Here is a 20,897-nt window from a genome sequence, read left to right as displayed (position 1 = left end):
AGTCGCCTCATCCCGGTCCGTGAGGGGCCTCTCACCTCGCGTACGGACCGCCTTTGGGCCGCGCTCTTCGCGCCATCTCTCCCAGCCGTAATCTAGCGGTTCGGGAGCGTGCGGTACCTGGCGGGTGCTCAGGAATCGGGCGACGGATCAGGATCCGCCCAGGGCGGGATGAGGGGCGCCGCCGGGCCGGCCGGTCCGATCGACTTCGCCGCCACGGTCCCCGTCGGACCGGTCGAGACGAGCCGTCCGCCCGCAGGCGCCCCCTCCGGAGAGTCCGGAGTGACCACCTCGATCAGGACAGTACCCTCCTGCCTGGCGAGGCGGCATTTGCGCTAATGCGATGACCCGCTCCGATTACCGGCGGCCGGACCAAGTTGCAGCCGATATCAACATGAGCGAGACTTCCTACCCACACGTCGATCGGGAACCATGGGCAATCTGTTGAACTGGGATTCAATTGCGCGCCGGCTCGCCGCCGTCGCGGAGGAGCCCGTCTGCGACCGGGACCACGGCCTGTCCACGAGCCTCCTGCGCGCGCTGGCGCACGACCCGCCGTCCCCGTTCGCCGTCCGCCGGTTCCATGACCTTCCCGACCTCGCGGCGACGGCCGCCGAGCGCGGTTTCGGGCCGCACGTCGACCAGACCAACCACTCGGTCGTGGTGGACGAGCGGGTGGTCGTGAAGTGGCTGACCCCGCCGGTCCCGCTCCCCCACCCGACGCCCGAGATCTTCGCCCATCTCGTCGAGGTCGGCTTCGCCGGCACCGCGCCTCCCTACCTGGCCCTGACCCGCGCGTCGGACGCCGGTGAGGAGCTGCTGGCGCTGGTGACGGGCTACCTGCCCGAGGCGCGCGACGGCTGGGAGTGGTGCGTGGACGAGGCCGAGTCGGGCGGCACGGAGTTCGCCGGCGAGCTCGGCCGCCTGGCCGCCGACCTGCACGTGGCGCTGGCCACCCTGCCCGGCGGCTCGTCCGGGCGGCAGGCGGACCCGGCCGCGCGCGCCGCGGACGCGCTGGCCGAGGCGCTCGCCCTCACCGACGGCGCCGACGGCGAATGGCTGGCCGCACGGGCCGCCGATCTGGCCCGCGAGCTGGAGCCGCTGCGGGCGGGCGTCACGGGCCCGTCGATCAGGATCCACGGCGACCTGCACGTGGGCCAGATCCTGCGGTGGCGCGACGGGTACGCCGTGATCGACTTCGACGGCAACCCCACCGTGGCCGACACCGCCGCCCGTCAGCCGGCCGCCAGGGACGTCGCCCAGCTCACCACCAGCCTGGAGCACGTGGCCCAGGTCGCGATCGTCCGCCGGGGCACCCCGTCCGCCCACGCCGCGGCCTGGGCGGCGAAGGCCCGCGCCGGCCTGCTGGCCGCCTACCGCCGCCGCCTGTCCGACAAGGGCCGGCCCGACCTCCTGGACGAGACGCTGCTGCGCCCGTTCGAGGTCGAGCAGGAGTGCCGCGAGCTGATCTACGCCGCCCGCCACCTGCCCCGCTGGCGCTACGCCCCCATGGGCGTGCTGCGCACCTGGTACCCCGAGGAGAACCTGCCGTGAATTCCGAGCTCTACCTGGCCGACCTGGAGGCCAAGCCCGCCGCCCTGGCCGCCCTCGCCGACGGGCTGCGCGCGGCCGACCCCTTCGCCGGGCTGCCGGAAGGGGTGCGCCGGGTGCTGTTCCTCGGCATGGGCAGCTCCCGGTACGCCGCCGGGGTGGCGGCCCTGCGCCTGCGCGCGGCCGGCGTGGACGCCTACGCCGACTACGCCTCGGCCGCGGCGACCTACCCGGCCGGTCCCGGCACGCTGGTCGTGCCGATCTCGGCCACCGGCGGCAGCCGCGAGACCCTCGACGCGCTCGCCCGCTACGCCGGGGGCCCGTCGTACGTGGCCGCGATCACCAACGTGCCCGGCTCGCCCGTCACCGAGGCGGCCGACCTGGTCGTCCCCATGAGCGCGGGCGAGGAGCGCGGCGGCGTGGCCTGCCGGACGTTCCAGCACACGCTGGCCCTGCTGCTCGCGCTCGAAGCCCGCCTCACCGGAGCCGGACGCGACCTGCCCGCACTGCTCGACCGGGCCGCGGAGGCCACCGGCGACCTGCTGGACCGCCGCGACGACTGGCTCCCGCCGACCCTGGAGCTGCTCGACGGCCCCGACGGCGTCTACACGATCGCCCCGGCCGAGCGGCTGTCGTCGGCCGAGCAGTCGGCGCTGATGCTCCGCGAGGGCCCGCGCCGCGCGGCCGACGCCTGCGAGGCGGGCGACTGGTCGCACGTGGACGTCTACCTCACCAAGACCCTCGACTACCGGGCGCTGCTCTTCCCCGGCTCCCGCTACGACGGGCAGGCCATGGACTGGGTGCGCGAACGCGGCTCCACGGTGATCTCCGTGGGCGGCGAGGTGAAGGACGCCGCGGCGGCGATCCGCTACGCGCACGACGACGACCCCGACGTGGCGCTGCTCACCGAGACGCTGGTGGCCGAACTGGTGGCCGCGCACTGGTGGAACGCCCAGTAGGCATGGGCGTCAGAGGCGGCGGAGCCCGCTCAGGACCCTTTCGAGCAGCCTCCTGTCCGGCAGGCCGGCCTCAAGCTGCGGCTGGTAGATCTTGACCAGCCCGTCGGCCTCCATGTCGGCGACCAGCACCCGCGCGACGCCGAGCGGGACGGCCAGCAGCGCGGAGATCTCGGCCACCGAGCGCACCTGGCGGCACAGCTCGCTGATGGCGCGAAACTCGCGGGTGTAGGTCATGCCGAGCCGCGCGGAGGTCGCCGACGAGACCAGCGCCTCCATGGCCAGGCCGGTGCGTGGCGCCGTCCTGCCGCCGGTGACGGCGTACATGCGCACCAGCGAGCTGCGCTCGGGCTCCGGCTCACGGTCATGCCACGATGCCAACGTCCACTCCCATCACCAGGGGCGCGCGGATGACAACTCCGCCCGTACGGCAGGGGTCAGCACCTGCCCCGTGCGTTCCACCAGAATCGTCATCTGGTACGCCACCAGGCCCATGTCACAGTCGGGTGCGGCCAGTACCGCCAGGCACGAGCCGTCGCTGATGGACATCACCAGCAGCAGCCCGCGTTCCATCTCCACCAGGGTCTGGGTGACGCCGCCGCCCTCGAAGACCCGCGCCGACCCCTGCGTGAGGCTGACCAACCCGGCCGCGATGGCGGCGAGCTGGTCGGCCCGGTCCTTGGGGAAGCCGCGGGAGAAGGCCATCGGCAGCCCGTCGGCGGAGACGACCACGGCGTGGGCCACGCCGGGCACCTCCTCGACGAACGCGCTCACCAGCCAGTTGATGTCCCTGGCCCCCTGGCTCAGCTCCTTCATCAGTCCTCCTCTAGCTCGGCGCGGCCCTTGCGCACGCCCTGCTGGTAGCTGGCCAGCCTGTTGCGCAGCCGGTCAGGGGACAGCGGAGGAACTGGTGCGGGCGGCGGCTGGGGGACCGCGGTGCCCGGCACCAGATTCGCTCGCGGCGTGCGCCTGGGCAAGCCGGAGTTCGTGGTGCCGCTCCTGGCGGGCTCGGCGGTCGTGTTCGCCGCCTGCCAGCCCTGGTCGGCGGGCGATGACCAGGACGGGTCCCGCCGGTCGGCGGTCGGCGCGGCCTTGCTGAACCAGCTGCTCTCCTCGACCGAGGCGAAGATCGGCAGGAACTCGTTCGTGGCCGCCGGCTCGGCCGGTTCGGGGCCCGTGGCGAACGACGGGTACGACGTGCCCTGCGCGTCCGGCTGCGGCAGCTCGACCGAGTGCGACGCGGTCGAGGTGAACCACGACGACTCCGACGCCGTCCCGGACGGGGACGGCGACGACTCGGCCGGCGATGCGGACGCGGACGCGGGCGGGAACGGCATGGCGTCGAACGACGGGTGCCCGTAGGCGGGCATCGGGGCCGTGGGCGGCGCATACGGCTCAGGACTCTGGAAAGGCTCCGCGCTGTGGAAGGGATCGGCGCTCTGGAAGGGCTCCGCGCTGTGGAAGGGCTCGCCCCGTCCGCGCTCCGGCCGTCCCGCGCCCGTCATGGCGGCCTGGACGCCGCCGGCCATCGAGCCGTGCGCCGCCATCGAGCCGTGCAGGGGCCCGGCCGTCGCGCCCGGGACGGCGGTGAGCAGCATCTCCGGGATCAGCACCATCGCGGTCAGGCCGCCGATGTCCTGGCGGCGGAGCTGCACCTTGATGCTGTGCCGCAGCGCGAGCCGCCCGACCACGAACAGGCCCATCCGCCGCGACACGGACACGTCCACCACCGGCGGGTTGGCCAGCCGCCAGTTGGCCTCGGCCAGCTCCTCGGGGGTCATGCCGATGCCGTTGTCGGTCACCGAGACCATCAGCCCGCCGCCGTCGATGCGGCTGCTGGAGATGATCACCTTGGTGTCCCTGGAGGAGAAGGAGACCGAGTTCTCGACCAGCTCGGCCAGCAGGTGCACCACGTCGGTGACGGCCTGGCCGGCGATGGCGACGTCCGACTGCACCTGGACGCTGACCCGGTCGTAGCTCTCGACCTCGCCGAGCGCCGCGCGCACGATGTCCATGAGCTCGACCGGCTCGCTCCACTTGCGCGCGGCCTCCTGACCGGCCAGGACCAGCAGGTTCTCACTGTTGCGGCGCATGCGGGTGGCCAGGTGGTCGAGCTTGAACAGGTCGCCCAGGCGCTCGTCGTCGCGCTCGCCGCGCTCCAGGCGCTCGATCAGGGTGAGCTGCCGTTCGACCAGGGTCTGGCTGCGCCGCGACAGGTTGACGAACATGGCGTTGACGTTGGAGCGCAACCGCGCCTCGTCGCCCGCCAGCCGCACGGCCTCGCGGTGCACCTCGTCGAAGGCGCGGGCGACCTCGCCCACCTCGTCCTTGGAGAAGATGCCGATGGGCGGCACCTCGGCGTTGACCGCGCCGTCGCGCGACTCGCGCAGATGCTGGACGAAGTCCGGCAGCCGGTGCCCGGCGATCTCCAGCGCCTCGCCGCGCAGCCTGCGCAGCGGCCGGACCAGCGACCTGGCCACGCCGGTGGTGATCAGCAGGACGGCGACGAGCAACGCGAGCACCGCGCCTGCGATGACCAGCGCCCGCTGCTGCTCCTCGCCGCTGAGCGTACGGCTGCGCGCCACGATCCCGGCGGCCTGGCGCTGCTCGACCGTGCGCATGGAGTCCACGACGACGTTGGAGGCGTCGAACCACTCCTTCGCGTCGTCGCGCTTGGCCAGGTCCAGCCCTCGCAGCGGCAGCGAGGCCGACGCCCTGATGAGCACGAGCTCGCGCAGGAACAGCATGCGGTCGGCGCTGCGGCCGTTCACGGTCTCGTCGAAGAAGCGGCGTTCGTCGGCGGTGGCCTCTGCGGCGAAGCCCTGGCGCTCGGCGTTCTCGCTGGACAGTTCGCCGAGGAAGCGCTTGAGCTGGTCCTGGCCGAAGGCGCCCTCGACGAGGACGGTGGTCAGCAGCGCCTGCTGGTAGGAGACGCTCTCCTTCGCCCGGGCCAGGCCGTCCAGCATGCGGGTCTGGCGGAACAGCTCGTCGTCGGAGCTGCCCTTGATGAGTTCGGTGTGGATGGAGAGCAGCTCGTTGATCACCGTCGTGTAGAGGTCGACGGCGGGGCCGGGGAGCAGGTTGGCGTCCAGGGCCTGCTGACGCAGCGAGGTCAGGTCGTCCAGGCGGCTGAGCATGTTCTCGATCTGGTCGGCGGTACGGCCCTCGACGTCGGCGAGGATCTGCTGGGCGGTGCCGCGTACCTCTTTGATGGCGACGTCCACCTGGTCCATCTGGGACTGGACGGCGCCGATCCCGACGACGGGCCGGTTCCTGGCGATGTACCAGGCGGTCTTGGCCCGCTCGCCGGCGAGCTGGTGGGTCAGGTCGCCCACCTGCTCCGAGAGCATGGCTAATCGGTTCGTCCGGTCGTAGTCGGCGGCGGCGCCCGTCGAGGACAGCACCTGGACGCCGCCCAGCAGCACGGCGGCGGCCGTCGGCACCAGGATGAGGGCGACCAGGCGCGCACGTACGCGCCAATTGCGCAGGCGCCAGTTGCCTTCGGCGGCCTGCCTCTCGCCCAGCTGTGTTGTCACCGAACGCACCTCGCCCGAATCGGCGTATTTGTCAGGGCTGTGCCCCTTGAGAGAAATCAGCAAGTGCGGGTAATTGGAACACATCCTAAGCGGGCGTGGCCACCCGCACATATCGGGACGCAATTCAACTTCTGTGTCCAGTGAGACGAGAAGCTGGAGCCCCATCTCGCCGATCGTCCGGCCAGAAATAACCCGCCATCTGTTTATATGTCCACGTTTGGGCGATTAGCGCGTTCCAAGCACATAACACGGGAGGAGCGGCCAGGTCTCTCACGGGTCACAGCGTTGAGATTTGCGTTATTCACCGCATATGTTGAGCCCCCGGCAATCGAGGAGGCGAGGGTGCGGGATTCTCCCGACAGCGCGGCTATCAGCGTCGACGGGCTTTGGAAGATCTTCGGATCCAGGGCGCAAAAGGTGCTGGACAGCGAGGACAGACACCTCGACCCCGCCGCGATGCGAGAGAGGACCGGCTGCACCGCCGCCGTCCGCGACGTGAGCTTCGAGGTGCGCCCCGGCGAGGTCTTCGTCGTCATGGGCCTGTCGGGAAGCGGCAAGTCCACCCTCGTACGCTGCCTGACCCGGCTGGTCGAGCCCAGCGCCGGCGAGATCAGGATCGGCGGCGAGGACGTCGGCCGCGCCTCCCCCGCCCGGCTGCGCGAGCTGCGCCGCCACCAGGTGAGCATGGTCTTCCAGCATTTCGGGCTGTTGCCGCACCGTAAGGTCGTTGACAACGTTGCCTATGGTCTGGAGATCCAGGGCACCGCCAAGGCGGCCAGGCACGCGCGGGCCGCCGAGATCCTCTCCCTCGTGGGCCTCGACGGCCACGCCGACGCCTATCCCGACCAGCTCTCCGGCGGCATGCAGCAGCGTGTCGGCCTGGCCCGCGCGCTGGCCGTCGATCCCCAGGTGATGCTGTTCGACGAGCCGTTCAGCGCGCTCGACCCGCTGATCCGGCGCGACATGCAGGCCGAGGTGATCCGGCTGCACCGCGAGGTCGGCAAGACGATGGTGTTCATCACCCACGACCTGTCCGAGGCGCTCAAGCTGGGCGAGCGGATCGCCATCATGCGCGACGGCTCGATCGTGCAGCTCGGCACGGCCGAGGAGCTGGTGGGCGCGCCGGCCGACGACTACGTGGCCGACTTCGTCCGGGACGTGCCGCGCAGCCACGTGCTGACGCTGCGCTGGATCCGCCGCGATCCCGAGCCCGGCGAGCCGCTGGACGGCCCGCAGCTCCCCGTCACCACCCTGATCAAGGACGCCATCGCCGCGGCCTCGGCCTCCTCCCGCCCGATCCGGGTGATGGACGGCGACGAGCTGGCCGGCGTCGTGGACCGCGTAGACCTGCTGTCCTTCCTGGCCGGCGAGGACGCGGCGGTTAGGGCAGGCGCGTGAGCACCACCGCGGTCAGCGCCCCCGGCAGGCTCAGGATCCCGAGGTGGGCCGGTCCGGCCGGGGTCGCGGTGCTGTTCGCCGTGGCGTACCTGCTCTTCCGGGACACCGGCACGCTGCCGCACGACAAGGAGGCGCCGCAGTTCCTGGCGGTCACCGACCTGCGCGAGTGGATCGACGACCACCGGAACGAGAGCCCGCTCTTCCTGTACTTCCTCAACTACATCCGGCTGTTCGTCGACGGCGTCTACACCTTCTTCCAGACCGTCCTCACGGCCCTGAACTGGCCGGGGCTGATCGGCGTCCTGGGCGCGCTCGGCTGGCTCGCCGGTGGCCGGCGCGTCGCGCTGCTCGCGGCGGCGGGCGTGGGCGCGTTCGGGGTGCTCGGCCTGTGGCAGTCGAGCGTGGACACGCTGGCGCTGGTGGCGGCCTCGGTGCTGCTGTCACTGGCGGTCGGCGTGCCGCTCGGCGTGTGGGCGGGGTTGTCGGCGCGGGTGCGCCGGGTGCTGACGCCGGTGCTCGACGTCATGCAGATCATGCCGACGTTCGCCTACCTGGCGCCGCTCGTGCTGTTCTTCCACATCGGCGCGCCGGCCGGGGCGATCGCGACGATGATCTACTCGATCCCGCCCGCGATCCGCATCACGGCGCTGGCCGTCGAGGGGGTCTCCGCCACGGCGGTCGAGGCGTCGGCGTCGCTGGGCGCCACCCGCCGGCAGACCCTGTTCAAGGTGCAACTTCCGCTGGCCCGCTCGACGATGGCGCTGGCGGTGAACCAGACCATCATGATGGCGCTGTCCATGGTGGTGATCGCGAACCTGATCTCGGCCCCCGGCCTGGGCGGCGACATCATCCGCGGCCTGTCGCGGGCCCAGGTCGGCATCATGCTCCCGGCCGGCCTGGCGATCGTGGTGATGGCCGTGGTGCTCGACCGCATGCTCATGTCGGTGGCCCGCCGCCAGGCGCACGCGAGGGCCGGCCGGCTCGACCTGGTGGTCGCGGCGGCGCTGGCCGGCGTGGGGGTGGTGGCCGGGTTCGCGCTGCCGGCGGGCTGGCCGGACGGCCTGACCGTCACCTTCGCCGGCGCGGTGAACGACGCCGTGCGCTGGGCCGAGACGACCTGGTACCCGGTCACGACGTTCGTCAAGGATCTGACCTCGGCCGTCCTGCTCAACCCGCTGGAGGGCCTGCTCATCTCGGCACCGTGGTGGCTGATCGCCCTCGCGGTGCTGGCGCTGGCCTGGCGGGTGAGCGGGTTGCGCCCGGCGCTGACCGCGCTCGGCTGCCTGCTGGCGATCGCGCTGCTCGGCGTGTGGGAGCACGCCATGCAGACGATGACCACGGTCGCGGTGGCGGTGTTCGTCACCCTGGTCGTCGGCCTGCTGCTGGGCGTGGCCGCGGCCCGCTCGCCGCGTTACTCGGCGATCCAGCGCCCGCTGCTGGACGCCGCCCAGACCATGCCCGCGTTCGTCTACCTGCTGCCGGCGCTGGCCCTGTTCGAGACGACCCGGTTCACCGCGATCTTCGCCTCGGTGATCTACGCGGTGCCGCCCGTGGTGCGCCTGGTCGAGGACGGCATCAGAGGGGTGCCCGCCACGGTCGTCGAGGCGGCCGCGTCGGCGGGCTCGACCCCGGGCCAGCTCCTGTGGAAGGTGCAGCTCCCGATGGCGCGGCGGGCGATCCTGCTCGCGGCCAACCAGGGCATCGTGATGACGCTGGCCATGGTCGTCGTCGGCGGCCTGGTCGGGGCGGGCGCGCTCGGCTACGACGTGGTCGTCGGCTTCTCCCAGCGCACGGATTTCGGCATGGGCTTCGTGGCGGGCATCGCGACCGTCCTGCTCGGAGTCATGCTCGACCGCATCACGCAGGGCGCCGACAGGCGCCCTTCCCCCCGAAAGAGGAAGCGCACATGAAGATTCGCCTGCTCGCAGGCCTGCTCGTTGTCGGCCTCACCGCCGTGGGTTGCGGCGGTGGCGCCAAGGTGGAGACCTCCCCCAGCTCCGCCGCCCCGTCGACCGGCGCCGCCTCCGGCGCGGCGACGACGGGCACCGTCAAGATCGCGATCAACCCGTGGGTCGGGTACGAGGCCAGCGCGAACGTCGTCGCCTACCTGCTGAAGAACGAGCTCAAGTACGACGTGGAGCTGCCCGAGATCAAGGAGCAGGTCGCCTGGGAGGGCTTCGAGACGGGCGACGTCGACGTCATCATCGAGAACTGGGGTCACCCGGACCTGAAGAAGAAGTTCATCGACGAGAAGAAGGTCGCGCTCTCGGCGGGCTCCACCGGCAACAAGGGCGTCATCGGCTGGTACGTGCCCAAGTGGATGGCCGACAAGTACCCGGACATCACCGACTCCAAGAACCTGAACAAGTACGCCGACCTGTTCAAGACGTCGGAGTCCGGCGGCAAGGGCCAGCTCCTCGACGGCGACCCCAGCTACGTCACCAACGACGAGGCCCTGGTCAAGAACCTCAAGCTGAACTACAAGGTGGTGACCGGCGGCAGCGAGGCGGCCCTGCTCAAGGCGGCCGAGCAGGCGCAGGCGCAGAAGAAGGCGCTGCTGTTCTACTTCTGGACGCCCCACTGGCTGTTCGACAAGGTCGAGCTGGCCCGGGTGAACCTGCCCCCGTACACCGAGGGCTGTGACGCCGACGCCAAGAAGGTCGCCTGCGACTACGCCGAGCTGGACCTCGACAAGATCGTCAGCAAGAAGTTCGCCGACACCGGCGGCAAGGCGTACGAGCTGGTCAAGAACTTCAGCTGGACCAACGAGGACCAGAACGCGGTCGCCAACGACATGACCAACAACGGCCTGACCGGCGAGCAGGCCGCCAAGAAGTGGGTCGAGGCGAACACCGCCAAGTGGCAGGGCTGGATCCCCAAGTGACCCCTCTTGACCGTGCCCCCTCCGGCCGCGCGCCGGAGGGGTCGCGGTCGCGGAGACCTCTCATGCGAACCAAGAAGCTGATCGGGCCGCCGCTCGCGGCCCTGCTCCTGACGTCCTGCTCCGGCGGCGCCCCCGAGACCGGGGCCGCGCCCAAGGGGACGGTCAACCTCGACGTCCACGCCTGGGTCGGGTACGAGGCCCAGGCCGCCGTCCTGGCCTACCTGCTCGAACACGAGCTGGGCTACAAGGTCAACACGCGCAAGATGAACGAGAGCGATTCCTGGCGCGATTTCGAATCCGGCAAGGTCGACGTGATCGTCGAGAACTGGGGACACAACGATCTGAAGAAGGAGTACATCGAGCAGAAGAAGGTGGCGCTGTCGGCCGGCCTCACCGGCAACAAAGGTGTGATCGGTTGGTACGTCCCCGAGTGGATGGCCAAGAAATATCCCGACATAACCGACTATCGGAACCTGAACAAGTACGCCCCCCTATTCCGGACCTCCAAAACCGGAAATTTGGGTCAGGTGCTCGACGGGGACCCGGCATTCGTCACCAACGACGAGGCTCTCATCAAGAACCTCAACCTCGATTACAAGGTCGTCTACTCCGGCAGCGAGGACGCCCTGATCAAGGCCGCGCAGTCCGCGACGAAGAATCGCACGCCCCTGCTCATGTATTTCTACGAGCCGCAATGGCTGTTCACCAGGGTCAAACTGGTCAAGGTCAACCTGCCCGCGTACGCGATCGGCTGCGACGACGTGCCCGCCAAGGTCGCCTGCGACTACCCGCCGTACCTGCTGGACAAGATCGTCAGCAGGCGGTTCGCCGAGCGCGGCGGGAAGGCGTACGAGCTGGTGCGCAACTTCACCTGGACCAACGACAACCAGAACGCCGTGGCGAGCGACATGCTCAACGGCAGGAAGTCCGCCGCGCAGGCCGCCCGGCAGTGGGTGGAGGAGAACAAGATCGTGTGGAAGGACTGGATCCCGCGTTGAGCTTCGACTTCGTCATCGTGGGCGGCGGCTCGGCCGGCTGCGCCCTGGCCAACCGGCTGAGCGCCGATCCGTCGGTGTCCGTGCTGGTGCTGGAGGCGGGCCGGCCGGACTATCTCTGGGACGTCTTCATCCACATGCCGGCCGCCCTGATGTTCCCCATCGGCAGCCGGTTCTACGACTGGAAGTACGAGTCCGAGCCCGAGCCGCACATGAACGACCGGCGCATCTACCACGCCCGCGGCAAGGTCCTGGGCGGCTCCAGCAGCATCAACGGGATGATCTTCCAGCGCGGCAACCCGCTCGACTACGAGCGCTGGGCCGCCGATCCCGGCATGGAGAACTGGGACTACGCCCACTGCCTGCCCTACTTCAGGCGCATGGAGAACTGCCTGGCCGACCCCGGCTCGCCGTTCCGGGGCGACGACGGCCCGCTGAAGCTGGAGCGCGGCCCGGCCCGCGGCCCGCTGTTCGAGGCGTTCTTCGAGGCCGTCCAGCAGGCCGGTCACCCCCTCACCGACGACGTGAACGGCTACCGCCAGGAGGGGTTCGCCGCCTTCGACCGCAACATCCACCGGGGCCGGCGGCTCAGCGCGGCCCGCGCCTACCTGCATCCGGTGCGCCGCCGTCCCAACCTCACGGTCAGGACGCGGGCCCACGTGGAGAAGGTGCTTTTCGAGGGCACGCGGGCGGTGGGCGTCCAGTGCGGCGGCGAGCGCATCGAGGCGCGCGAGGTCGTGCTGTGCGGGGGCGCGATCAACACCCCCCAGCTGCTCCAGCTCTCGGGGGTCGGCCCGAAGGCGCTCCTGGAGTCCGTGGGCGTCAAGGTGGTGCACGACCTGCCGGGCGTCGGCGAGAACCTCCAGGACCACCTGGAGGTCTACGTCCAGCACGCCTGCACCCGGCCGGTCTCGCAGCAGCCGTCCCTGGCCATGTGGCGGCGGCCGTTCATCGGCGCCGACTGGCTGTTCCTGCGGCGCGGCCCCGGCGCCACGAACCACTTCGAGGCGGGCGGGTTCATCCGCTCGAACGACGACGTGGCGTACCCGAACCTGATGTTCCACTTCCTGCCGATCGCCGTGCGCTACGACGGCTCGGCCCCGGCCGGCGGCCACGGCTACCAGGTGCACATCGGCCCGATGTACTCCGACGCCCGCGGCTCGGTGCGCATCCGGTCGGCCGACCCCCGCGACAAGCCGGCGCTCCGCTTCAACTACCTCTCGACCGAGCAGGACCGCCGCGAGTGGGTGGAGGCCATCAGGCACGCCCGCGCCATCCTGTCCCAGCCCGCCTGGGCCGGCCTGGACGGCGGCGAGCTCTCCCCCGGCCCGGACGTCAGCACCGACGAGGAGATCCTGGCCTGGGTCGCCAAGGACGGCGAGACGGCCCTCCACCCGTCGTGCACCTGCAAGATGGGCGTGGACGACCTGGCCGTGCTGGACCCCGGCACCATGCGCGTGCACGGCCTCGACGGCCTGCGCGTCGTGGACGCCTCCGCCATGCCGTACGTCACCAACGGCAACATCTACGCCCCGGTCATGATGCTCGCCGAGAAGTCCGCCGACCTGATCCTCGGCAACACCCCCCTGCCTCCCGACCCCGTGGACTTCCACCGCCGCGCCTGAGCCGTCCTCACCGGTCCATGCGCTGGTACAGCCGTACCGACAGGACGAAGAAGACGACGGTGATCGCCACCGGCCACAGCACGGCCATCGGCACGGCGTGCCGGGCCACCCACGAGTCGCCGCCCCAGCCCGGGTTGCCGAACAGCTCCCTGGCGGCGGCGACCGTGGAGGAGAGCGGGTTCCACTCCGAGATCGCGCCCAGCCAGCCGGGCATGGTGCCGGGCGCGACGAAGGCGTTGGACAGGAACCCGATCGGGAACTCCAGCGTCTGGATCGCGACCACCGCGCCCGGCTCCCGGGTGAGCAGGCCCAGGTACATGCCCGCCCACAACAGGGAGAAGCGCAGGAGCAGCAGCAGGCCGACCGCGCCGAGCGCTCCCCCGGCACTCGCCGGCCGCCAGCCCACCGCCAGGCCGCAGAGCAGCAGCCCGCCCAGGATCAGGACCGAGTTGAGCAGGTCGGCGACGGCCCGGCCGATCAGCACGGCCGACGGCGCCATGGGCATCGACCGGAAGCGGTCGGTGACGCCCTTGGCGACGTCCGCGGACACGGCCATCATGGTGGAGCTCAGGCCGAAGAGCATCGTCATGCCGTACATGCCGGGCATGAGGAAGGCGAAGTAGTCCGCGCCCGCGGGCACCTCGACCGCGCCGCCGAACAGGTAGCCGAACGCCAGGGTGATCACCACGGGGAAGAGCACCCCGAAGACCACCGTCATGGGCTGGTTGGCCCAGTGGATCAGGTCGCGGCGGGCGACGGTCCAGCCGTCGGCCAGCGCCCATCTGAGTGCGGTCATCGGTCGCCTCCGGTGGTCGTCAGGTTCAGGAAGACCTCGTCGAGGGTCGGCCGGCGCAGCGCGACGTCCTCGGCCTCGATGCCGGCCGCCGCCAGCGCGGGCAGGACCCGGGTGAGCGCGCTCACGCGGTCGGCCACCGGGGCGCTGACGTGCCGGGTGTCCCGGTCGAGCTCGGCGGCGCCCGAGGCCGTCGCCGAGAGGATCGCCGCCGCCTCGTCGAGCCGCCCCGGGTCGTTGATCACCACGTGGAGCCGATCGCCGCCGAGCTTGGACTTCAGCGCCTCCGGAGTGCCCTCCGCCACCACCCGGCCGGAGTCGATCACCGCGACGCGGTCGGCGAGCTGGTCGGCCTCCTCCAGGTACTGGGTGGTCAGCAGCACGGTCGTGCCGCCCGCGACCAGCTCGCGCACCGCGCTCCAGATCCCGGCGCGGCTGCGCGGGTCGAGGCCCGTGGTGGGCTCGTCGAGGAAGAGCACGGGCGGCGCCAGGATCATGCTCGCGGCCAGGTCGAGGCGGCGGCGCAGGCCGCCGGACAGCTCCTTGGCCGGGCCGTCGTGCTCGGCCAGGCCGAAGCGGTCCAGCAGCTCGGCGGCCCTGGCGCGGGCGGCGGACGCGCTCAGGTGGTAGAGGCGGCCGAACAGCTCCAGGTTCTGGCGGGCGGTCAGGATCTCGTCCACGGCCGTCTGCTGGCCGACCAGGCCGATGGCGGCGCGGACCCGGCGGGGCTCGGCCGTCACGTCGAACCCGGCCACCTGGGCCCGGCCGTCCGACGGGCGCAGGAGCGTGGTGAGGATGCGGACGGTCGTGGTCTTCCCCGCGCCGTTGGGCCCCAGCAGGCCGTAGACCGTGCCCGCGGGCACGTCGAGGTCGATGCCGTCCAGCGCGGTCTTCGTGCCGTACGTCTTGCGCAGGCCCTGGGCGAGCACTGCGGACATGGCCACCTCCCGATTGAATCGTACGGCGTACCGTACAACATACGATCGAAGACGGCAACCGTACGGTGTACCGTACGAGGGTGACAGTTGAGTACCCGGGCAAGGGCGATCCGGCGCGCAGTCTGGCGTTGCTGTGGCGGACGAGCGAGCGGGCCAGCCGCAAGGGCAAACCGGAGCTGGGCGTCGGGCGCATCGTCCGCGCCGCCATCGACGTGGCCGACGCCGAAGGGCTGCAGGCGCTGTCCATGCGCCGGGTGGCGGAGAAGCTGGGCGTCGGCACGATGTCGCTCTACACGTACGTGCCGGGCAAGCCGGAGCTGCTCGACGTCATGCTCGACACCGTCTACGGCGAGACCGCCCGCCCCGAGGACGTGCCCGGCGGCTGGCGCGACCGGCTGGAGCTCATCGCCCGCGAGAACTTCGCCCTCTACCTGCGCCACCCGTGGCTGCTCCAGGTGGCATCGAGCCGCCCGGTCCTCGGCCCGAACGTCACCGCCAAGTACGACTACGAGCTGCGCGCCATCGACGGCATCGGCCTGACCGACCTGGAGATGGACTCGGTGATCACACTGGTCACCGGCTTCGTGCACGGCACGGCCAGGGGCGCGGTGGAGGCCGCCCAGGCCGAGAGCCTGACCGGCATGACGGACCAGCAGTGGTGGGCCGCGCACGCGCCCTTCCTCAGCCGGATCTCCGACCCCATCCTGTTCCCCACGGCCTCGCGCGTGGGCCAGGCGGCCGGGGAGGAGCTCCAGGCGCCCTACAGCCCCGAGCACGCCTTCGAGTTCGGCCTCCAGCGCGTGCTCGACGGCGTCGAGGTGCTGGTCAACAGCAGGTCATCGGCCTGACAGCGCCTGCTCGTAGGCCAGCAGGGTGCGCACGAACGTCTGCCGCTCCTGCGGCGTCAGCGGGTCGAGGGCGGCCCGCCAGGCCGTGGCGCCGTAGCCGAGCCATTCGGTGATCGCCTCCTGATGGGCCGGGGCGATGCTGACGATCGTGCGGCGCCGGTCGGCGTCGTCCTCGCGGCGCTCCAGCACGCCCTTCCTGCTCAGCTCGCCCACCATCAGGCTCACGGTGGCCGGCGCCACCTCCAGCCGCCCGGCCAGCTCGTTGACCGTCGTCGGGCCGTCGAACAGCAGGTAGGCCAGCAACGACAGGTGCCGGGGGGCCAGCGACAACGACCGCAGCGCCTCGGGCACCTTGAGCCGCTTGGCCCGGCCCACCATGCGCGGCATCAGGAGCAGCAGCGTCCTGATGCCTTCGTCCACGCTCAAGCCGTCGGTTGACATCGCCAATACCTTGCTGTCTAAATTAGCTTTGCTTGCAAAGCAAAAACGTCGTGGTCTGAGGCAAAGGATAGTGACGTGGACGAGCGGGTGCGGGCCTTCGGGGACGAGCTGGTCAAGGTGCACGAATGGTTCAGGGGCGAGCTGGCGAAGCTGCGCGCGGGCGAGGCGGTGACCGACGACCTGCGGGCCCACTGCCTGACCTTCTGCGACGCGCTGAGCTTCCACCACTCCGGCGAGGACCGGGTGGCGTTCCCGTTCCTGGAGGGGACGCGCCCGGAGCTGAAGGAGCCGCTGGACCGGCTGCGCCGCGAGCACGAGGTGATCGCGGCGCTGGTCGAGGAGCTGCGCGCGGCCGGCGACCCGGCGACGATCGAACGCGTCGCCGCCGAGCTGGAGGCCCATTTCGACTATGAGGAGCGGGCGCTGGTGCCCGTGCTCAACTCGCTGGAGAGCGTCCCGTGGGCGGTCGGCGACTAGCGGACGGGGGCCGCGCGCAGCCGTACGACGTGCTCGACGAGCGAGATCAGCGTCGACTTGACCGACTCCCTGTTACGCGCGTCGGTGCGCACGATCGGCACGTGCGAGCCCAGAGCCAGCGCCTCGCGCACCTCTTCGTCGGTGTGCATGAACTGGCCGTCCCAGCCGTTGATGCCCACCACGAAGGGCAGCTTGGCCTCTTCGAAGTAGTCGATGGCGGGGAAGCTGTCGGCCAGACGGCGGGTGTCGAGCAGCACCACCGCACCGATCGCGCCGCGGACCAGGTCGTCCCACATGAACCAGAACCGGTGCTGTCCGGGCGTGCCGAACAGGTACAGGATCAGGTCGCGGTCGAGCGAGAGGCGGCCGAAGTCCATGGCGACGGTCGTGGTCTGCTTGTTCGGCGTCAACCCGAGGTCGTCGATGCCCGCGGACGCGTCGGTCATCACCGCTTCCGTGGTGAGCGGGAGGATCTCGGACACCGCCCCCACGAACGTCGTCTTGCCGACGCCGAACCCACCAGCGACGACGATCTTCGTCGAAGTGAGCCCGGGGCTAGAGCCTGCGAAGTCCACTGAGCACCCTTTCGAGCATGTTGAGGTCTGGTTGTCCCTGGCTGAGGCGTGGCTGGTGCAGGCGGACGAGACCTTCGTCTGACATGTCCGCCACAAGCACCCTCGCCACGCCCAGCGGGACGCGGAGCAGGGCCGAGATCTCGGCGACCGACCGGAACGTCCTGCACAACTGCATGATGGCCTCCTGCTCGGGGGTGAGCATGGCCATCTCGTCGTCCGGGATCGACATCGATGAGATCAACGTCTCCATCGCGAGGTGATACCGCGGCTCGGAACGGCCGCCGGTCACCGCGTAAGGACGGAACAGGGGCTCGTCGTCCCCGGTCCCGTCACTGCCGTACACGGCCCTCTCCCATCAGTTCCATCACATCACCGGGTCCTTGCGGCCTGGAGTTCGGCGCGCAGGGCCGGCGTGAGCGCCTGTCCCGCTCTGTCTACCAGCAGCGTCATCTGGTACGCCACCAGCCCCATGTCACAATCCGGACCCGCCAGCACCGTCAGCACGGAGCCGTCGCTGATCGCCATGACCAGGAGCAGCCCGCGCTGCATCTCGACGACGGTCTGCGACACCGAGCCGCCCTCGAAGACCCTGGACGCGCCCACGGTCAGGCTCAGCAGACCGGCGGAGACCGCCGCGAGCTGGTCGGCCCGGTCCGGCGGGAAGCCCTCGGAGGCCGCCAGGCACAGGCCGTCGGCGGAGACGACCACGGCGTGCGCGACCCCCGGGGTGTTGCGCACGAAGTCGGTGATCAGCCAGTCGAAGCGGTTCGCCTCATGGCTCAGCATGGTCACGCATCCTCCCCAGCGGGACGCTTACTCACTCTGTTCCTCCTGTCCACGTACTTCCTGGCGGCCCCGTCGCACACCCTTTTGGTAGCTGGCCATGCGGCTGCGCATCCGGTCGGCTGAGACCGGGGGCGCCGGCGGCTGCGACTGCTGAGCCTGCTGCTGAGCGGGCTGGCTCGCCGTGCCGGGGACCAGATTGGCCTTGGGGGTGCGCTTGGGGAGCCCCGCGGCGGTCACGCCGCCGAGGCTGGGCTCGCTGGCTTTGGCCGCCGCACGCCAACCGGCGTCCGCGGCCGTCTGCCACGCTTCCTCCCCAGAGGGTACGGCTTGCGCGGGCCTCGCCTCACCGCCGCTTTCGCCGGACGAGGGCGCCTCGGGCGCCGACTCCCCCGGCGGCCTGCGGAACCACGCGGACTCCACCGACGCGAAGATCGGCAGAAACTCCTCCTGCTCCGGTTCCATCGGCGAGACGTCCACCGAGGGAGCCGGGTCGGGACGGCGTACGTCGTTCGTCCCGTAGTTCGTCGCGTACGGCGGCGGCGTCGGGAACGCCCCTCCGTTCGCCGGGTACGACGGGAACGAGCCGTTGCCCGACGACAACGACGGGTAGGCCCCCGAGTCGAACGGCGACGACTGCCGCCGGTAGGAGCCACCGTCGGTGTCGGCGGTGAACCCGTTGACCGGACGGCCCGGGTCGGAGTTGAACCCGTTGCGGCCCGGGTCGGAGTTGAACGCCCCGAGCCCCTGCCTCGGCGCCTGGCTGTCGAAGGACGACGGCCCGGAAGGCGCGTCGAAAGGCCCGGACGGCCCTGAAGACGCGCTGTCGAAAGGCCCGGGCTGCCCTGAAGACGCGCTGTCGAAAGGCCCGGACGGCCCTGAAGGCGCGCTGTCGAAAGGCCCGGGTGGCCCGGACGGGGCGCCGCCGAAGGCCCCCGACGGCCCCGGGCCGAACCTGGCCGGATCGCCGGGACCCGGCCGCGAGCCGTTCGCCTCGACCGAGTCGAAGCTGCCGAACGACCGGAACGAGCCGTTCTGCGAGGGCGGCGTCACCGTCCCGCCGCCAAACGCCGGACGCTGCGGCAGCGGCTGCTGCGTGCCGTCGGCGATCAGGGTGGGCGGCAGCAGCACCATGGCGATCAGGCCGGCGCCCTCGCCCTTCCTGAGCTGCACCCGGATGCCGTGGCGCAGCGCCAGCCGGCCGACCACGAACAGGCCCATGCGGCGGGAGACCGACACGTCCACGACCGGCGGCTCGGCCAGGCGGCGGTTGGCCTCGGCCAGCTCCTCCTCGGTCATGCTGATGCCGGAGTCGCTCACCGACAGCAGCGCGCCGCCGCCCTCGATGAGACTGCTGGAGACCAGGACCTGGGAGTTGCTCGGGGAGAACTGGATCGCGTTCTCCACCAGCTCGGCCACCAGGTGGACGAGGTCGTTGGCGGCGCTGCCCTGGACGGACGTGGCCCGGTGGACCTTGACCTGGACCCGCTCGTAGCCCTCGACCTCCGACAGCGCGGCGCGCACGACGTCGACCAGTTTGGCCGGCTGGCTGCGCCGGCGGGTGGCCTCGTGGCCGGCGAGGACCAGGAGGTTCTCGGAGTTGCGCCGCATGCGGGTGGCCAGGTGGTCGAGCTTGAACAGGTCGGACAGCCGGCCGCCGTCCTGCTCGCCCTTCTCCAGGCCGTCGATCAGCGAGATCTGCCGCTCGACCAGCGTCTGGGTACGGCGCGAGAGGTTGACGAACATCGAGCTGATGTTGCTGCGGAGCTCGGCCTCCTCGCCCGCCAGGCGCACGGCCTGGCGGTGGACCTGGTCGAAGGCCCGCGCGACCTCACCGATCTCGTCCTGGCCCTCGACCTCGATCGGACGCACGTCGGTGCTGGCCTCGCCCGAGACGCGGAGCTGGCGCACCACGTCGGGGAGCCGGAAGCCGGCGATCTCCAGGGCCTCCGTGCGCAGCCGGCGCAGCGGGCCGACCAGCGAACGGGCGATGGCCACGGTGAGCAGCAGGACGACCAGCAGCAGCGCCAGGATCAGGACACCGGCGATGATGGCGTTGCGGATCTCGGCCTCGCGCAGCTCCTGGCTGCGCAGGTTCACCTTGTCGGCGAGATCCTTCTCGATCTCGTGCAGGACGCCGATCGCGACCTTGTTGTCGCCGAACCACTGCTCGCGGGCGTTGGACCGGGAGGAGATCAGGTTGTCGGCGATGCGCACGCCCGGGGCCCGGCCGCTGGCCAGGGTGACCGCGCGGGCCTTGGTGAGCTGGACGTTGACGTACTCGTTCTTGCCGGTCAGCAGCTTCGACAGCTGCAGGCCGATCTCGACACCGGCCTCGGCACCCACGGTGGCGATGTCGCTCTGCTCGCGGGCGTTGGAGGCGATGAACCGCTCGACCTCCTTGGCGTCGACGCCGTCGACGTTGTAGGAGTTCTTCAGCAGCTGCACGCGCTGGCGGGACATCTCCTCCTTGGCCTGCGCGAGCGCGCTCAGGGCCCGGAAGTGGCCGATGATCTGGGAGTCGTCCGACAGCAGGGCCAGCTCGTCGTGCAGCTTGAGCAGGGTGTCGGTCAGGAAGTCGTACCGGATCGTGTCGGCCTGGCCCTCGGCGCGGATCTTGGCCAGCCGGTTGAGGTCGTACTTGGCCTGGCCGGCGGCCTTGACGACGCGTTCGCCGTAGGAGTCGTCGATGGCGTCGAGGTCCTCGCGGACGCTCGTGACCAGCTTGTCGACGGCGCCCTTGTACTCGTTGAGCTCGCCTGCCTTCGACTTGCGCAGCTTGGGATAGGCCCCGATCCAGCCCCCCGTGTCACGCTCCAGGCCGAGTGCCTGCACCAGGTCCCTGATCCGGCCCGCCTGCTCGGCCGCGGTGGCCGTGCGGTCGTAGTCGCCGATGCTCTGGACCGAGCCGACCACACGTGCTCCCCCGAGCACGACGCCGGCGATGGTGGGCACGAGGATGAGCGCCGTCAGACGCCATCTCACGCGCCAGTTGCGCAGGCCCAGGCGAGGCAGCGACCGCTTCCCGCGGTCCCGCCTCGCGGCATGGCCGCTGTCGGAATTCCCCGTGATCACTGCTTTCGCTACCCCTCAATCGTCC

19 protein-coding genes are annotated in these 20,897 nt (G+C 70.9%); 9 read left to right on the top strand and 10 right to left on the bottom strand.

All coding sequences use genetic code 11. The annotated features are described in order from the left end of the window. The first annotated feature begins 429 nt into the window (after positions 1–429). Both ACWCSU_RS04830 and ACWCSU_RS04825 read left to right on the top strand, forming a co-directional pair. The gene (locus ACWCSU_RS04830) at positions 430–1,551 is read left to right on the top strand and encodes a hypothetical protein (protein WP_449933574.1); all 1,122 of its coding nucleotides are present in this window, start codon (positions 430–432) and stop codon (positions 1,549–1,551) included. Beyond that, positions 1,548–2,507 carry an SIS domain-containing protein gene (locus ACWCSU_RS04825; protein WP_357695354.1) on the top strand — a complete coding sequence of 320 codons (960 nt, stop codon included), beginning with the start codon at positions 1,548–1,550 and terminating at the stop codon, positions 2,505–2,507. Before ACWCSU_RS04830 ends, ACWCSU_RS04825 begins: the two co-directional genes overlap by 4 nt. Before the next feature lie 9 nt (positions 2,508–2,516). Here ACWCSU_RS04825 and ACWCSU_RS04820 read toward each other — a convergent pair whose 3' ends face one another. Genes ACWCSU_RS04820 through ACWCSU_RS04810 form a run of 3 tightly spaced genes read right to left on the bottom strand, consistent with a single transcriptional unit; the run spans position 2,517 to position 6,040 of the window. Continuing rightward, complete coding sequence (locus ACWCSU_RS04820; RefSeq protein WP_364101944.1) at positions 2,517–2,885, bottom strand: DUF742 domain-containing protein; 369 nt, start codon at positions 2,883–2,885, stop codon at positions 2,517–2,519. Between the two features lie 12 nt (positions 2,886–2,897). Further along, positions 2,898–3,320: a roadblock/LC7 domain-containing protein gene (locus ACWCSU_RS04815; protein ID WP_352321436.1), complete on the bottom strand. Its 423-nt coding sequence runs from the start codon at positions 3,318–3,320 to the stop codon at positions 2,898–2,900. Further along, entirely contained in the window at positions 3,320–6,040 is a 2,721-nt protein-coding gene (locus ACWCSU_RS04810; protein WP_449933571.1) for a sensor histidine kinase, read from the bottom strand. Before ACWCSU_RS04810 ends, ACWCSU_RS04815 begins: the two co-directional genes overlap by 1 nt. Positions 6,041–6,496: 456 nt before the next feature. Here ACWCSU_RS04810 and ACWCSU_RS04805 point away from each other — a divergent pair, with 456 nt between their 5' ends. From ACWCSU_RS04805 to betA, 5 genes are all read left to right on the top strand, one after another. Further along, the gene (locus ACWCSU_RS04805; RefSeq protein WP_449933569.1) at positions 6,497–7,438 is read left to right on the top strand and encodes a quaternary amine ABC transporter ATP-binding protein; all 942 of its coding nucleotides are present in this window, start codon (positions 6,497–6,499) and stop codon (positions 7,436–7,438) included. Next, positions 7,435–9,348, top strand: a complete 1,914-nt coding sequence (locus tag ACWCSU_RS04800; RefSeq protein WP_397040200.1) for an ABC transporter permease — start codon at positions 7,435–7,437, stop codon at positions 9,346–9,348. The genes ACWCSU_RS04805 and ACWCSU_RS04800 overlap by 4 nt, the downstream gene beginning before the upstream one ends. After that, positions 9,345–10,322 (top strand): ABC transporter substrate-binding protein, encoded by a 978-nt coding sequence (locus tag ACWCSU_RS04795; protein ID WP_449933566.1) that lies wholly within the window; start codon positions 9,345–9,347, stop codon positions 10,320–10,322. The genes ACWCSU_RS04800 and ACWCSU_RS04795 overlap by 4 nt, the downstream gene beginning before the upstream one ends. A 62-nt stretch (positions 10,323–10,384) precedes the next feature. Further along, positions 10,385–11,320, top strand: coding sequence for an ABC transporter substrate-binding protein (locus tag ACWCSU_RS04790; RefSeq protein ID WP_357695342.1), 936 nt, complete (start codon positions 10,385–10,387; stop codon positions 11,318–11,320). Next, on the top strand, positions 11,296–12,942 hold the full coding sequence (betA, locus tag ACWCSU_RS04785; protein WP_449933564.1) for a choline dehydrogenase: 1,647 nt from the start codon (positions 11,296–11,298) through the stop codon (positions 12,940–12,942). Before ACWCSU_RS04790 ends, betA begins: the two co-directional genes overlap by 25 nt. A 7-nt stretch (positions 12,943–12,949) precedes the next feature. Here the strand turns inward: betA and ACWCSU_RS04780 are convergent, their stop codons facing one another. Together ACWCSU_RS04780 and ACWCSU_RS04775 are read right to left on the bottom strand one after the other, a co-directional pair. Beyond that, entirely contained in the window at positions 12,950–13,738 is a 789-nt protein-coding gene (locus ACWCSU_RS04780) for an ABC transporter permease (RefSeq protein WP_364101923.1), read from the bottom strand. Then, a complete protein-coding gene (locus ACWCSU_RS04775; protein WP_449933562.1) occupies positions 13,735–14,673 on the bottom strand; it encodes an ATP-binding cassette domain-containing protein in 939 nt (312 codons plus the stop codon). The genes ACWCSU_RS04780 and ACWCSU_RS04775 overlap by 4 nt, the downstream gene beginning before the upstream one ends. An 80-nt stretch (positions 14,674–14,753) precedes the next feature. Here ACWCSU_RS04775 and ACWCSU_RS04770 point away from each other — a divergent pair, with 80 nt between their 5' ends. Beyond that, positions 14,754–15,521: a TetR/AcrR family transcriptional regulator gene (locus ACWCSU_RS04770; protein ID WP_449933560.1), complete on the top strand. Its 768-nt coding sequence runs from the start codon at positions 14,754–14,756 to the stop codon at positions 15,519–15,521. Here ACWCSU_RS04770 and ACWCSU_RS04765 read toward each other — a convergent pair. Next, the gene (locus tag ACWCSU_RS04765) at positions 15,510–15,962 is read right to left on the bottom strand and encodes a MarR family winged helix-turn-helix transcriptional regulator (protein ID WP_357695333.1); all 453 of its coding nucleotides are present in this window, start codon (positions 15,960–15,962) and stop codon (positions 15,510–15,512) included. The two genes, ACWCSU_RS04770 and ACWCSU_RS04765, sit on opposite strands and share 12 nt — an antisense overlap. 75 nt (positions 15,963–16,037) lie before the next feature. Between ACWCSU_RS04765 and ACWCSU_RS04760 the strand changes: the two genes are divergently transcribed. Continuing rightward, the gene (locus ACWCSU_RS04760) at positions 16,038–16,439 is read left to right on the top strand and encodes a hemerythrin domain-containing protein (protein ID WP_364101913.1); all 402 of its coding nucleotides are present in this window, start codon (positions 16,038–16,040) and stop codon (positions 16,437–16,439) included. Here ACWCSU_RS04760 and ACWCSU_RS04755 read toward each other — a convergent pair. From ACWCSU_RS04755 to ACWCSU_RS04740, 4 genes are read right to left on the bottom strand one after another with little or no spacing between them, the layout of a single operon-like run. Further along, positions 16,436–17,014, bottom strand: coding sequence for a GTP-binding protein (locus tag ACWCSU_RS04755; protein WP_357695329.1), 579 nt, complete (start codon positions 17,012–17,014; stop codon positions 16,436–16,438). The genes ACWCSU_RS04760 and ACWCSU_RS04755 overlap by 4 nt on opposite strands. Beyond that, positions 16,995–17,357 (bottom strand): DUF742 domain-containing protein, encoded by a 363-nt coding sequence (locus ACWCSU_RS04750; RefSeq protein WP_125631446.1) that lies wholly within the window; start codon positions 17,355–17,357, stop codon positions 16,995–16,997. Before ACWCSU_RS04750 ends, ACWCSU_RS04755 begins: the two co-directional genes overlap by 20 nt. A 26-nt stretch (positions 17,358–17,383) precedes the next feature. After that, positions 17,384–17,806, bottom strand: coding sequence for a roadblock/LC7 domain-containing protein (locus ACWCSU_RS04745; RefSeq protein WP_449933556.1), 423 nt, complete (start codon positions 17,804–17,806; stop codon positions 17,384–17,386). Positions 17,807–17,827: 21 nt separating this feature from the next. Next, positions 17,828–20,782, bottom strand: coding sequence for a nitrate- and nitrite sensing domain-containing protein (locus tag ACWCSU_RS04740; RefSeq protein ID WP_449933554.1), 2,955 nt, complete (start codon positions 20,780–20,782; stop codon positions 17,828–17,830). Between the last annotated feature and the right edge of the window lie 115 nt (positions 20,783–20,897).

It is taken from the genome of Nonomuraea sp. NPDC001699, from assembly GCF_053596455.1.
The sequence above is the reverse complement of the archived record's forward strand: the minus strand, read 5'-3'. Positions and strand labels throughout refer to the sequence as shown.

What these genes read in the sequence shown, in the direction of transcription:
- ACWCSU_RS04830 (WP_449933574.1), top strand. Translation starts at nt 430, where the DNA reads ATGGGCAATCTGTTGAACTGGGATTCAATTGCGCGCCGGCTCGCCGCC.
- ACWCSU_RS04815 (WP_352321436.1), bottom strand. Translation starts at nt 3,320, where the DNA reads ATGAAGGAGCTGAGCCAGGGGGCCAGGGACATCAACTGGCTGGTGAGC.
- ACWCSU_RS04805 (WP_449933569.1), top strand. Translation starts at nt 6,497, where the DNA reads ATGCGAGAGAGGACCGGCTGCACCGCCGCCGTCCGCGACGTGAGCTTC.
- ACWCSU_RS04795 (WP_449933566.1), top strand. Translation starts at nt 9,345, where the DNA reads ATGAAGATTCGCCTGCTCGCAGGCCTGCTCGTTGTCGGCCTCACCGCC.
- ACWCSU_RS04790 (WP_357695342.1), top strand. Translation starts at nt 10,385, where the DNA reads ATGCGAACCAAGAAGCTGATCGGGCCGCCGCTCGCGGCCCTGCTCCTG.
- ACWCSU_RS04780 (WP_364101923.1), bottom strand. Translation starts at nt 13,738, where the DNA reads ATGACCGCACTCAGATGGGCGCTGGCCGACGGCTGGACCGTCGCCCGC.
- ACWCSU_RS04775 (WP_449933562.1), bottom strand. Translation starts at nt 14,673, where the DNA reads ATGTCCGCAGTGCTCGCCCAGGGCCTGCGCAAGACGTACGGCACGAAG.
- ACWCSU_RS04765 (WP_357695333.1), bottom strand. Translation starts at nt 15,962, where the DNA reads ATGTCAACCGACGGCTTGAGCGTGGACGAAGGCATCAGGACGCTGCTG.